Below are 12,393 nucleotides of genomic sequence, written 5' to 3'. Positions count from 1 at the left end.
ATTTCAGCACGCCGAATCGATGGTGTCTGCGGATGTGATGGATCTGATGCGCGCGGCGTCGCGATCAGCGGCAGCCCTCGAGGGTGGCGTCGGCGAGTTCACCGATCACATCGGCGATCTCGCGTCGCCGGTTCATCGCCGCCAACTGCCGGCGCGCGCCGTTTCCGCGCTCACCGAGCGCCCTGACCGCATCGGTGACGAAGTCGTGGTCACCACAACGATGCAATGCCGGCGCGATGTCCTCGACCAGCCCGGCCAGCAGGTCCTGGTGGGGAACGACGCGACCCGCGACGAGGTCGAGGCCGTTGCCGTCGAGCCCGGATCGCGCGGCGTTCCAATAGGCGGCGCGCAGGACTTCACCGGGCACCGTGGGAGCGGGAATGTCCTGCGCGATCGCGTCGAGCGCGGTAGTGACGATTCCGCGGATGAGGGCGGCCAGCAAGGCGGATTCCTCGGCTGTCGCCGGGACATCGCTCACGCGGATCTCGACAGTCGGAAAGGATTCCGACGGGCGGACATCCCAATAGACCATCTTGTTGTCCAGGATGCTGCCGCTGGATCGCATCATCGCGACCATCGATTCGTAGTCACGCAGCGACGCGAAATACGGCGGCGGACCGGCGCTGGGCCACCGGCGCCACAAAATACTGCGCCAACTCGCGTAGCCGGTCTCGCTGCCGCGGTAGATCGCCGAATTCGCGGTCAAGGCGAGCAGTACCGGCAATCGTGGCCGGACATGATTGCTCACCAGCACCGCGGTTTCGCGGTCGGGCACCGCCACGTGCACGTGGCACCCGCACAGCCCCTGCTCGTGGGCGATCATGCCGAAAGAGTGCGCGATCCGCTGATAGCGCGGCGTATCGGTGACCGGGTATCCCTCGGGGACGGTCGGTGGAACCGCGACCGCCAGCAACCGGGTGCCGTGCTCGGCCGCGCATTCGGCCACCCGGCGCCGTGCGGTCCGCAATTCCGCCAGCAAGGCGCCGATCTCGGAGTGCACCGCGCTACTCGTCTCGACCTGACAGCTCGTCAGCTCCAGCTGCAGATCGATCCCGGCCTTCTTCGCCGTCTCGGCGACCAGCGTGTTCTTCGGCGCGGGCGCGCCGGACGCGGGATCGGTCAGCAGGAACTCTTCCTCGACGCCGACCGTCGGTACATGCGCGGACACTTGCTCACCTCCAGCACCTGCGGAGCGGGCCCGGGTCATCGGCCCGGTGAAGGACCGATGACCCCGGCGGCGTGGCCGGTCAGTCGCGGAAAGCGTCCTTGACCTTCTCGCCTGCGTCCTTCAGGTTCGACTTGGCCTGCTCGCCGCGACCCTCGTTCTCGAGATCGCGATCGTCGGTGGCGCGGCCGGTGGCTTCCTTGGCCTTGCCTGCCAGCTCTTCGGCCTTGTTCTTCGCCTTGTCAGCGATACCCATGACATTCCTTTCAGGCTGTTTCTCGGCCACTCGGTGGCCGTGGGCCGTCCTGGGGACCCATCGACGGCCTACCCGGGTCTTTCAGGTGCAAACAGGCTCGGCGTCCAGGGTGAATAATCAACGCATGACCGAACTGGACAACGCATCCACCGCAGAGCGCGCGCTTGTCGAACGCGTGGTCGGGGTCGGCGACTCGTTGACGGTCGGCCGATTCCGGTTTCGATTCGCCACCCGGCAATGGGAATGGTCCGATGAGGTCGCGCGGATGCACGGTTACCAGCCCGGCACCGTGCCGACGACCGAAATGCTGCTCTCGCACAAGCATCCCGACGATCGTGATCGGGTCGCGGCCATGATCACCTCGGTCGAGGACAGCGGCGCGTTCTCCAGCCACCACCGCATCATCGATACGCACGGCCGGGTGCGCGATGTGCTGGTCGTGTCGGAGCCGCTCGCCGACGTGGACGGGACGGTGATCGGCACCGAGGGCTATTACATCGACCTGTCCGACACCGCGGCCGAATACCGGCGCGAGGCGCTCGACAGCACCCTGCCGGTGCTGCTGGAGGCGCGCATGGTGATCGAACAGGCCAAAGGCGCGTTGATGCTCGCCTACAGCGTCAGCGCCGACCAGGCGTTCCGGGTACTCCAGTGGCGCTCGCAGGAGACCAACGTGAAGCTGCGCGCCATCGCCGAACGCGTGGTCGCCGCGCTGCCGACGGTGGCCGGTGACGAGGTGCGGTTGCGCACCCGGCTCGACCACGTCCTGCTGACCGCGCACGAAGGCGCCCAGGTGGACCGCAACGGTTAGTGGCGGCTGACGATCAAAGCCCCAGCGGGGCCGGGCGGTGGTCCAGAGAACCGACCTCCCTGATTCCCTATGGCCGCGGATTCCCTATGGCCGCGCCGCGAGTTCGGGGCGCGGTGACACCGAGGACGCGGTCCGAGCCGAGCCGAGATCTAGTGCCGCGCTGAGACCTCGAAGGATCGGCGGCGGCGGAACGTCGGGGCCCGGCGGCTCCGGCGGAACGGGCACCGGGTCACCGGGACCGAGCGGAGTCGGCGGGGCGGGCACCGGATCGGGACCGGGCGGGCTCGGCGGCGGGGGCACCGGATCCGGGCCGGGCGGGCTCGGCGGGCTGGGTGGGGCGGGCACCGGATCGCCCGGGTTCGGCAGGAACGGGTCCGGCGGCGGGCCTGGTGGTGTGGGTTCCGGCGGCGTCGGCACCGGGTTCGACTCGGTGCGCTCGATCGCGAACATCATCGCCTCCTGTCATCGGTGTTGCGGCGGGCGCACGCCGTTGGGCACCCGCGAAAGGCCGCGACGCAGGTCGAGCGCGCACCGCGATGACGTCGTTGGCATCGTGATGGTGCGCTCGACCTGCCCCGAGGTAACTCCGGTGTCGACACCGTCCTACGAAAGCGTGGCTGAGCCGTTTCTTCGGCGCCCGTTCCACATTCGGCTGATCGCCACACTCGTGGGATGCCCGCGCATTCGCACTCGAAACGACGGACGCGCACAGTGTCGGTGCGGGTCAGGAGCCGGCTTCGATGCGCGCCCACGCACGATGCTCGGCCAGATCGGTGAGCAGCCCGCTCGTCGCTGCCACCGCGTCGGCGACCGTGATTCCCGGTGCATCGGGTTCGATGTCGTTGCGCTGCAGCACCGAGGCCGCGGTGCCGACCGCGGCGATCGCCTTGCCGTGCCGCCACATCTCCTCGACCAGCAGGTTCACGCGGGAGTCCGCCGGCGCGGCCAGCAACAGCGCGCCGTCGAATTCGACCGATCGCATCGTGGCGAAAGTCCGCGCCACCGGCACACCGTCGATGACACCGCCGCGCGCCGCGACAACCATCGGCCGGACCCTGGCCTCTTCCAGCGCGGTCGAGACCTCCCGTATCGCGTCGCCCGAGGTGGTGTCATCGACCAGCAGCGCCACCGTCCGCCCGTCCACCGGGAAACTGCCGTGTCGCTGCGACAACGCGGGACTCGGCGCGAGGTCGACATGGTCGCTGTTCGGGGCGGGCTTGTCGAGGCCGAGTTGACCGGCGACGTAGTCGGCCAGCCCGTCGTCGACATTGACCAGCATCTGCAGAGCGCGCCGCTGAATCGTCTCGGACTGGCATTTCCCGAGTTCGAAGGAGAACGCATCGGCGAGATGCTGCTGTTCGCCGGTTGTCAGGCTGCGATAGAACATGCGCGGCTGCGAGTAATGGTCGGCGAACGACACCGATCCCGCACTGTTGGCGGAGGTCCGCAGTTTCGCGGTCGGCGGCGGAATGGGTGTCGGCGATTCGACGAAGGCGTCGCCGGCGAAACTCGCCGCGTAGGGGCACCCGCCGCCGAGCGAATTGGGTTTGTAGGCAGCGACTCCGGGGTGGACGGCACCCTGGTGCATCCCGTCCCGAAAGAGGTCGTTGACGTCGGCGTGCGGCGTATTGATCGGCAACTGGGTGAAATTCGGGCCGCCGAGCCGACTGATCTGGGTGTCGAGATAGGAGAACAGCCTGCCCTGCAGCAGTGGGTCGTCGGTGACCTCGATGCCCGGAACCAGATGTGTGGGGCAGAAAGCCACCTGTTCGGTTTCGGCGAAGAAATTCTCCGGATTCGCGGTGAGCCGCAAGGTGCCGATGGTCCGCACCGGCGCGAGTTCCTCGGGGACGATCTTGGTCGGGTCGAGCAGATCGATGCCCTCGAAGAGGTGATCGGGAGTGTCGGGAAATACCTGCACACCGAAATCCCATTCCGGTGCGTAGCCCGCCGCGATCGTGTCGGCCAGATCCCGGCGATGGAAATCCGGGTCGAAACCGGCCGTGAGCTGTGTTTCCTCCCATAACATCGAATGCACGCCCAGGCGCGGCTTCCAGTGGAATTTCACCAGACTCGTCGTGCCGTCCTCGGCAACGAGGCGATAGGTGTGGACGCCGAATCCCTCCATCATCCGCAACGACCGTGGCAGCGCCCGGTCCGACATGTTCCAGAAGGTATGGGCGGTCGCCTCGGTGTGCAGCGTGACGAAATCCCAGAAAGTGTCGTGGGCGGATTGCGCTTGCGGGATCTCCCGATCCGGCTCGGGCTTTCCTGCGTGGATCACATCGGGGAATTTGATCGCTTCCTGGATGAAGAACACCGGAATGTTGTTACCGACCAGGTCGTAGACCCCTTCGCCAGTATAGAACTTCACCGCGAAACCGCGGGTGTCGCGCACCGTGTCGGCCGACCCGCGTGAGCCGAGCACCGTCGAGAACCGTACGAAGACCGGCGTGCGCGCGTCGGCGGCCAGGAATTTCGCGCGGGTCAGCGACGCGGCGGCGCCGTTGGCGACGAACACACCGTGAGCGGCGGTGCCACGAGCGTGCACGACCCGCTCGGGGATGCGTTCGTGATCGAAGTGGGTGATCTTCTCGCGCAGGTGGAAGTCCTGCAGCAGCGTCGGGCCGCGCGGTCCCGCCTTGAGCGCGTGATCGGTGTCGGCCACCCCCGCGCCCTGCGGGGTGGTCAGCCGAGGCCCCTGCTGGGCGCGCACGCTCGCGTCACCGGGAATCGGCGCACCCGTGGGACTGCGCAGCGCGGGCCCCTGCTGGTCGGCTGCCGGACCCGCCTGCTCACACGGTATCCCGGCGTCCTCGTCGGGCGGAGTCGGCGGATGGGTGAATTCGGACGGAATATCGCGGTCGGTCATGGTATTTCGTCGTCCCTTCGTCGCGCGCGGGGAATTCGGAGAACGGCCTGCCACTTCTTCGACGGACTACCGCGTTATCGGCGGGGCAAACAGCGGTTCGGACTCGGCTCGTGGGGTAAGCGGCGCCTATGGAGATAATTGCGATCGTGGCTTTGGTTGCCCTCGTCGCGGTGGTGCTGGTGATGCGCAAGACCCGGGGCAGGCGACCGGGAGAACCGGAGTCGACGGGCAACGACCCGAAATGAGCTCGAGGCGTGACCCGGCGGTTACGGGGTAACCTCCGACAAACGGTAGTGGATGAGGGAGGTGGCGTGCGGGCTCGAGATCGCGACACCGCTCCCCGCTCGAGAACTGTCGGGTTCCAGGTGCCCGCCGAACTGGACCAGCTGAGCATGGTGCACGCCCTCGCCGAGACAGTGCTGCTCGTCGGTGGTTTCGCGCTCGACGAGGTCACCGACCTGCTGCTGGCTCTCGACGAGGTCGCCACCGCGTTGATGCTGGTCGCGACGCCGGACTCCCTGCTCGACTGTGCGTTCACCGGTGGAGACGGAGCGCTCGGCGCCCGGGTGAGCGCAGTGGCACGAGAGCCCGCCGCCCTCGATGAGCAGTCCTTCGGCTGGCATGTCGTCGCGACGCTGACCGACGCGCTGCGCACGGACTACGCCGGGTTCGACGCGGCCCGCGGCGGCTACCCCACCACGGTCGAATTCGGCTGGATCCGGCGATTGCACGGACCTGCCAAGTCGTGACCATTGCGCGCTAGCCTCGTGGGTAGGGCATAGCCCCGGGTCCCGGTGGGTACCCCATGAACACATCTGCAACCGCCTGGAAGTGAGGCAAGTAGCGATGACATGGGAATCAACGACAGTTTCGGCCGACCGTTCGACCGCCCGGCGATCGCATTCGCACGGCGACAGCTACGACAACATCGAACCGTGGTTCGAGAAGCTGCGGGCGCTCGAGCCCGGCGACGAACACCACGACACCGTGCGCGCGCAGGTGATCGAACTGTGCTTGCCGCTCGCCGATCACATCGCGCGCAAGTTCAACGGCCGCGGCGAGCAGTTCGACGACCTCGAGCAGACCGCCAGGGTGGGCTTGGTGCTCGCCGTAGATCGCTATGACGTCACCCGCGGCTCCTCATTTCTGTCCTTCGCGATCCCGACGATCATGGGTGAGGTACGCAGGCACTTCCGCGATCGCACGTGGGCGGTCCGGGTGCCGCGCCGGCTCAAGGAGATCCAGCTCAGGATCGGGCCCGCCACCGAGGAACTCTCGCAGCGGCTCGGCCGGTTCCCCACCGCGCACGAACTCGCCGACGAACTCGATGTCGACCTGGTCGAGGTGACCCGCACGCTGGTCGCGGGCAACGGCTACCAGACCAACTCCATCGACGGCGTCACCCACGACGGCCGAGACAACTCCACCCAGCCGATCACCGACACGCTCGGCAGCGACGAGCCCTGCTACCAACTCACCGAGGACGCGATGGCGGTACGCCCGCTGATCGCCGCGCTGCCCGCCGAGGAACGGCAGGTGCTGATCATGCGTTTCTACGAGTCCCAGACGCAGGGCCAGATCGCCGAGCACCTGGGTGTCTCGCAGATGCAGGTCTCGCGGATCCTGTCGCGGACCTTGACCTTTCTGCGTGAGCAAGCGCTCGCCGAGCCGACGTCGACCCAGTGACAGCGGCGCCGACACGTGCCAGAATTGTTCCAGGTTGAGACCTCCAGCCGACCCCGGTCCTCGTCTACCGCTCCCCCGAGCCGGTAGACGCCTGTCGGCAGCGACGACCGGTCATTCCTGTCGCACAGGAGGTTTCATGTCTGTCGTCACGGATCGTCGGCATTCGAGTCGGCTGCGCTGGTACCGCGGCTGCTCCGCGGATACCGCGGCCGAGCCGGCCTTGCGCGACCCGGGACGACCTGGCTGCTGGGTACTCCAGGGCGGCATCGAGCTCGACGCGGCGCGCATGCCGCGATTCCGTTCGCTCCTCGATCGCTCCGTGCGTTCGGGCGCACGCGTCGTCGTCATCGACCTGCGCGACACCGAATTCCTGAGTATCCGCGTCGCGGCGATGCTGCGCGACGCCAAGGTCGAGGCGTGGACGCACCGGGTCGACATTCGCCTGCTCACCGGCACCCGTGAGGTGGAGCGAGCGCTGGATCTGGTCGGTGTGCGGCCGCTGTTCCGGTGTTACCTGTCGATCGATGAAGCCTCCCGATCGGAACCAGGTCACTGACAGGCCGTTTCGATCACCCTGATCCTGGGTATGCGCTCGATGAAGCCACTCCGGCGCACGCTCGGGAGGAGGACATCGTGGATTCGAGCGACCGGATCATCACCGACTCGACCCGTGCGACATCGACCCGCGTCCAGATCGACGCCGATCTGAGCCAGGTTGTCATGCTCCGGGCGGTCGCCGAAACTGTCGCCTTGATCGCCGGTTTCACAGTCGACGAGGTAGCCGATATCCGCGTCGCGCTCGACGAGGCGGCCACGTGCCTGATCCTCGACGCGGTACCCGAGTCCGAGATCCACTGCGAGGTCACCGCCGACGGATTCCGGATCCGGGTCGCGGTTTCCGCGGTCTGCGACAGCGACCACCCGGTCGACACGACCGGTTTCGGCTGGCACGTGATGCACTCGATCACCGACCATCTCACCGCAGACCACGAGGCCTACGACCGGGAACAGGGCGGTTACCCCGTCGGGATCACTTTCACGCAGGTGCGGCGGGTGCACTGAGCGCCTCGCGCAACGAGCTGCGATCCGCGTTCCAGCACGTCAGGACGTGTTCGGCGAAGCGATCCTCGAGCAGGTTCGTCGCCTGGATACCGAACACGACCGAGGCAGCTCGGCCGGGTTCGGTGGCCAGCAATCCGGCGATGACGTCGCGCCGCATCACCTGTTCGTGCACGGCGTCGGCTTCGACGTGTTCGGTGTAGAAGTGCGCGCACGCGGGATGCGGGAGCAGCGTGCGGGCGAGCTCGGCCAATCGGCGCGACGCAGGCGGCGAGGTGATCTCGGCGGTCGCGAAATGGCCGATCAGCGCGCCGCGCAGGCCACGGTGCAGGCCGAACAACGTCATCATGTCCACCAGCGCCAGCATCGGCGCGGGCACGGTGTCGAGGTAGTGCAGGTAGCCCGGCTCGAGGTCGGCGCCGGACAGGAGATCGGCGAAGAGTCGCGCGTGCACGCGTTCGCCGCGGCCGGCGCCGAACTCGTCGAACTCGACCGCCACCAGCGACGCTTTCACCTGTCCGCGCAGGCGCGGGATCACCCAGGCGTACGGGTCGGCTTCGATGTGGTGATAGATCGAGCGGTGGACGAAGTATTCGCGCAACCGATCGGCCGTTCCCCGCTCGGCGAGGAATCCCGCGATGCCGTCGGTGTCACGGGTCGGTTCGAGGAGACGGTCGAGTTCTGCCTCGACGTCCTCGCCGCCGGGGACATCGGCATGCAGGGCGGTGAGCAGCTGGTTCTCCAGGTCGCGGCGCAGCCGCAGCAGGTCGGGATCCCACTCCCAGTTCTCGTCGACACCGGCGAATCCCTGATAGTGCAGTTCGTAACAGGTGTGCAGGGTCAGCAGGAGATCCTCGCCGTAAGGGTCGAGTCCGCCGACCTCGGGAACCGCCGAACCCGGTGTCCGCGTGAGCAATTCGGTGACCGCGGCAGACAACTCGCCACGCGGGCGCGGCAGTGATCGCAGAGCCGTCATTCGGTACTCCTCGGATGACGCCGGCGCCGGTGGCTCGTATCGCACAGCGGGTAGGTGCTCGACCGGCGACACAGACACAGCGCCACCACGAAACGGTCGCAGTGCAGGACCGTCCCGTCGGGGGTGACCACGTCGACGGGACCGTCGATGAGCGCGGGCCCGCCGTCGGTGAGCACGACCCGCCGCGCCTCAGGCGAGGTCGGCGACGGGAGACGATGTTCGGTCGACACGGATCACCACCAGTTCCTCCTCACGCTGGCCGGGCCGGATGAAGCCGTTGGCGGCCAACCATCCGGCGCGAGACCGCATGACCGGTCCGAACGGCACCGTTCCGGTCGCCGCGACCTGGGCGTTCGCGCCGATTCCACGCAGTTGGCACAGGCTGCGCTCGGGGTCGTTGATCGCCGAATGCACGATCAACCCGACGCCACGCTCGGTGAGCAGGTCCGGCAGCATCGCGCACAACCGGTCGAGCACACTTCGGCCGTCGGGGCCCGCGTCCCAGGCCAGCGCCGCACCGCGACCGGTCGCCCGGCCCGCGGGAACATAGGGCGGATTCGCGACCACCACGTCGAAGCGCGGCAGCCGCAGCGCGGATCCGAAATCGCCGTGCAGCAGCTCCACCGCGATGCCGCGCAACCGGCAGTTCATCCATGTCGACATCAGCGCCGACCAGGACAGGTCGACGGCGGTCAGACTGCTCGCGCCCGCCGCGGCGGCGGCCATGGTGAGCGCGCCGGTCCCCGAGCAGACGTCGAGCACCCGCCCGCCGGACAGCGACGGCACTTCACGCATCGCACGACTGAGCAGCCAGGTATCGGCCTGCGGCCGGTAGACCCGCGGCGCCCGCAGGACGACCATCTCAGTGTCCCCGTGGCTCGCCCAAGGCGAGACCCTCCTGCGCCTTCACCCGTCGGTGCTCGGCGACCACGAGCCCGATCCCCACCGCCAGACACACCGCGCACGCCACACCCGCCAGCACGGCCCAGCCGCCGAAGCCGTACCCGGCCGCGGTGAGCGTGAGACCGAGCAGCACCAGCCCGATAGCGGCAAGAATCAATCCGGGCCAATTCCTGGTGTCCCTGATCGACTCGCCCGCATGGGTTCGAGTGGTCCGAGCGTCATCGGGAAACTGTTTCTCTGACTGATTCATCGCGCAGCTCCTTTTCGAGGACGAGACCGCCCTGTGGTGGACATGCCCGCAATCCATCGAAGCAATCAGCCGCCCTCGCGCCGACGCGGTCGAAACACCGATCGACCAGGTGATTCAGTTCGTTTCGATGACCTCGGTCACCGGGCGGCGCGGGGTGGATTCCAAGGGTGCCGCGGCGTGCGGCATGACGCCGACTCGGATCATGACGTGCGGATAGGCGCATTCCTGCAGGACCGTGGTGCGGATCTGGTCGCGGAGATCCAGCATGCCGAGAGGTTCGGATTGCAGGCTCGTCGCCAGGCCGAGGTAGGTGGCCTGCAGCAGGATCGCGCTCGTTGCCTGACCCGCGCGCAGCTGGGAGACGCGGTTATCGTGCGGGGTGCACACGACCAGCCAGTGGGCGGAGTCGGGCTCGTCGGTGTACTCGGACAGTTCCGCTTCGGCGAACACCCGCACCGGTAGTTCGTCCGATGAGCGTGCGACGGGTGCGTTGCGGGCGGGTACGCCGTTGGGCTCGCCGTGGCAGCCGCTCCACTGCTCCAGTTCCGCCAGGTAATTCGTGTCGGTCGCGTGCCGGGCGGCGGCTCGGCGCATGGGGGCGGCCAGCTGCGAGAGCATGCTGTCGGGGACGTGCCGGGCCGCGGCCCCGAACGGGGCCGCGCATCGCGACACCGCACGCAGGTCGCGCGTGGGCACCGGCGCGCCGGGATAGCGGCGCCGATCGGATTGGCGCAGGTGGATGGCGGCGGCCAGCCGGATATCGCGATCCGACGGCGGACGCGGGGTGAACCGCACCGTCGCGAGGTGGTCGGGTCGATCCGGGTCGGGCAGCCGATCGATCTCGGCCTGCCAGCCCAGCATGGCGAACGCCACCTCGAGATGATGCAGCGCGGCGCCGCAACTCACCACGAGAGCGCGTGCCAAGGGGTCTGTCGCGGTGACCTGACGCCCGAAGTCGGCGAACAGATCGACGCGGCCGCGCTGGATCCGCCAGCGCCACGGTTGGGTGTTGTGCACCGAGGGCGCACGCACCGCCAATTCGAGTGCGTCTCGGCACGTTGTGATGCTCGGCATGTCTCGCCAGTCTTCCTTCCTGTACAGGTCGGCGTACTGCGGCTGGACTCGACCCTAGGTGGCGAATCTGAGAAATTACACAGCCGGAGAGACCTCGGTCGGGACGCTGGTGGCCGCTGCCCAGTGCAGCAGGCAGTCGCAGGTATCGAAGTGCCGCACGTCGCCCGCACCGAGGTCGACGGTGATCCATCGGTGGTTGACGTCGTGATCGATGCGCTGCCAGCTATCGCAACCATCGCGGTCGCAGTGTCGAGCCAAGGCCATCGGAACGCTCCTACTCGTGATGCGAAGAGACCAGGATATAGGGGCATTCGATGTGGTCAGGACCACTCCTACGACTTCGGGGTCACAGCGACTTGATGAATCCGCCGCACGCGTCCGTCGCCGGCGACGCTGCCGATCATGATCCATTCGATCCGCAGGTGCCCGAGCTTGCGATGTTCGGCGTCGAGGCGGCACCGCGCGGCGAATCGGTGGCCGTCGACGAGCAGATCGTCGATCGTGACATCGACGGCGGTGACGTTCTTGCGGGCGGGCGACGCGTGCGCGATCAACCGGTCGCGGTCGAGCTCGGTGCCGTCGGTCTGCCAGATCACGTCCTCGGTCAGGGTGCGATCCACGATCGCGGCGGGGTCCTCGTCGGACAGGGCCATGTCGCGGGTGTAGTCGAGCACGAGTCGACGGGCTGCGCGTTCAGTTATCTCTGACATACCTGACAATTTTAAGTGGGCTGTTATCGTTGTCAATCGTGTCAGAGATAAGGCGGCGCCGTCAGCGCGTAGAGGTAGGGCGCAACCGGTCGGCGCTGGTCGCCGCCGCGATCCGGGTCCTGGGCGAGCATCCCGAGGCGAGCATGGCCGAGATCGCCGCCGCGGCGGGGGTCACCCGCCAGACCGCGTACGCGCACTTCGGTACCAGGGAGATGCTGCTCACGTCGGTGCGCGACGAACAGAGCCGACGCGCGCTCGACGTGCTGGAAGCCGCCGACCTCGGCACCGGCACCGCCACGGCAGCTCTCGACCGGCTCCTCGCCGCCGTCGCCACGATGCTGGCCGAACAGACGCGATTCGACTTCTCCGACAGCGACTCCGCGGCCGACGCCGCACGCCACGTACCGGTCGAGGAAAACCTCGACGCGCTGATCCAGCGCGGCCGCGAGACCGGAGAATTCACGACGGATCTGTCCACCGAATGGCTCGTCGCCGCAACGATCGCGCTCGGCCACGCGGCCGGACAGCAGCTGCGTGGCGGCCGGGTCGACGCGGCCACGGCGGCCACGCAGTTCCGATCGTCGGTTCTGCGCCTGTACGGCGCCGACTGACCGGGCTCGGTCGAATACCG

Annotated in this window: 17 protein-coding genes; 6 read left to right on the top strand and 11 right to left on the bottom strand. The window is 67.8% G+C overall.

From position 1 onward, the window contains the following. Positions 1 to 64: 64 nt before the first annotated feature. Positions 65 to 1,168 carry a glutamate--cysteine ligase 2 gene (locus ACWDXS_RS32825; RefSeq protein WP_449971769.1) on the bottom strand — a complete coding sequence of 368 codons (1,104 nt, stop codon included), beginning with the start codon at positions 1,166 to 1,168 and terminating at the stop codon, positions 65 to 67. 79 nt (positions 1,169 to 1,247) lie between these two features. Next, positions 1,248 to 1,421 (bottom strand): CsbD family protein, encoded by a 174-nt coding sequence (locus tag ACWDXS_RS32820; protein WP_378995042.1) that lies wholly within the window; start codon positions 1,419 to 1,421, stop codon positions 1,248 to 1,250. A 124-nt stretch (positions 1,422 to 1,545) separates the two neighbouring features. On the opposite strand from ACWDXS_RS32820, the gene ACWDXS_RS32815 reads away from it, so the two are divergent. Beyond that, complete coding sequence (locus ACWDXS_RS32815) at positions 1,546 to 2,232, top strand: PAS and ANTAR domain-containing protein (protein WP_378995044.1); 687 nt, start codon at positions 1,546 to 1,548, stop codon at positions 2,230 to 2,232. 84 nt (positions 2,233 to 2,316) lie between these two features. On the opposite strand, the gene ACWDXS_RS32810 is transcribed toward ACWDXS_RS32815, so the two are convergent. Beyond that, a complete protein-coding gene (locus ACWDXS_RS32810; RefSeq protein ID WP_449971765.1) occupies positions 2,317 to 2,685 on the bottom strand; it encodes a hypothetical protein in 369 nt (122 codons plus the stop codon). 271 nt (positions 2,686 to 2,956) lie between these two features. Then, positions 2,957 to 5,104 (bottom strand): catalase, encoded by a 2,148-nt coding sequence (locus ACWDXS_RS32805; RefSeq protein WP_449971762.1) that lies wholly within the window; start codon positions 5,102 to 5,104, stop codon positions 2,957 to 2,959. A gap of 311 nt (positions 5,105 to 5,415) precedes the next feature. Between ACWDXS_RS32805 and ACWDXS_RS32800 the strand changes: the two genes are divergently transcribed. From ACWDXS_RS32800 to ACWDXS_RS32785, 4 genes are all read left to right on the top strand, one after another. Next, the gene (locus ACWDXS_RS32800; RefSeq protein WP_379313981.1) at positions 5,416 to 5,853 is read left to right on the top strand and encodes an anti-sigma factor; all 438 of its coding nucleotides are present in this window, start codon (positions 5,416 to 5,418) and stop codon (positions 5,851 to 5,853) included. 97 nt (positions 5,854 to 5,950) lie between these two features. Further along, positions 5,951 to 6,790: an RNA polymerase sigma factor SigF gene (locus tag ACWDXS_RS32795; RefSeq protein WP_379313982.1), complete on the top strand. Its 840-nt coding sequence runs from the start codon at positions 5,951 to 5,953 to the stop codon at positions 6,788 to 6,790. Between the two features lie 136 nt (positions 6,791 to 6,926). Continuing rightward, complete coding sequence (locus ACWDXS_RS32790; RefSeq protein WP_378995053.1) at positions 6,927 to 7,346, top strand: STAS domain-containing protein; 420 nt, start codon at positions 6,927 to 6,929, stop codon at positions 7,344 to 7,346. A 77-nt stretch (positions 7,347 to 7,423) separates the two neighbouring features. Then, positions 7,424 to 7,852, top strand: a complete 429-nt coding sequence (locus ACWDXS_RS32785; protein WP_379313983.1) for an ATP-binding protein — start codon at positions 7,424 to 7,426, stop codon at positions 7,850 to 7,852. Here the strand turns inward: ACWDXS_RS32785 and ACWDXS_RS32780 are convergent. From ACWDXS_RS32780 to ACWDXS_RS32750, 7 genes are all read right to left on the bottom strand, one after another. Then, positions 7,827 to 8,825, bottom strand: a complete 999-nt coding sequence (locus ACWDXS_RS32780; RefSeq protein ID WP_379313984.1) for an iron-containing redox enzyme family protein — start codon at positions 8,823 to 8,825, stop codon at positions 7,827 to 7,829. The genes ACWDXS_RS32785 and ACWDXS_RS32780 overlap by 26 nt on opposite strands. Further along, the gene (locus ACWDXS_RS32775) at positions 8,822 to 9,055 is read right to left on the bottom strand and encodes a CDGSH iron-sulfur domain-containing protein (protein WP_449971756.1); all 234 of its coding nucleotides are present in this window, start codon (positions 9,053 to 9,055) and stop codon (positions 8,822 to 8,824) included. Before ACWDXS_RS32775 ends, ACWDXS_RS32780 begins: the two co-directional genes overlap by 4 nt. Continuing rightward, positions 9,015 to 9,686, bottom strand: coding sequence for a HemK2/MTQ2 family protein methyltransferase (locus ACWDXS_RS32770; protein WP_379313985.1), 672 nt, complete (start codon positions 9,684 to 9,686; stop codon positions 9,015 to 9,017). Before ACWDXS_RS32770 ends, ACWDXS_RS32775 begins: the two co-directional genes overlap by 41 nt. Position 9,687: 1 nt before the next feature. Next, the gene (locus ACWDXS_RS32765) at positions 9,688 to 9,978 is read right to left on the bottom strand and encodes a hypothetical protein (RefSeq protein WP_449971752.1); all 291 of its coding nucleotides are present in this window, start codon (positions 9,976 to 9,978) and stop codon (positions 9,688 to 9,690) included. Positions 9,979 to 10,092: 114 nt separating this feature from the next. Continuing rightward, positions 10,093 to 11,052, bottom strand: coding sequence for an Acg family FMN-binding oxidoreductase (locus tag ACWDXS_RS32760; RefSeq protein ID WP_449971749.1), 960 nt, complete (start codon positions 11,050 to 11,052; stop codon positions 10,093 to 10,095). Positions 11,053 to 11,127: 75 nt separating this feature from the next. Beyond that, on the bottom strand, positions 11,128 to 11,316 hold the full coding sequence (locus ACWDXS_RS32755; protein WP_449971746.1) for a hypothetical protein: 189 nt from the start codon (positions 11,314 to 11,316) through the stop codon (positions 11,128 to 11,130). Positions 11,317 to 11,384: 68 nt separating this feature from the next. Continuing rightward, complete coding sequence (locus tag ACWDXS_RS32750; RefSeq protein ID WP_449971743.1) at positions 11,385 to 11,762, bottom strand: nuclear transport factor 2 family protein; 378 nt, start codon at positions 11,760 to 11,762, stop codon at positions 11,385 to 11,387. Positions 11,763 to 11,800: 38 nt separating this feature from the next. Here ACWDXS_RS32750 and ACWDXS_RS32745 point away from each other — a divergent pair, with 38 nt between their 5' ends. Beyond that, positions 11,801 to 12,373 carry a TetR family transcriptional regulator gene (locus tag ACWDXS_RS32745; protein ID WP_449971740.1) on the top strand — a complete coding sequence of 191 codons (573 nt, stop codon included), beginning with the start codon at positions 11,801 to 11,803 and terminating at the stop codon, positions 12,371 to 12,373. Positions 12,374 to 12,393: the final 20 nt, after the last annotated feature.

Source organism: Nocardia sp. NPDC003183, from assembly GCF_053590715.1.
Note: the sequence above shows the minus strand (reverse complement) of the source record. Positions and strands in the feature narration are given on the sequence as shown.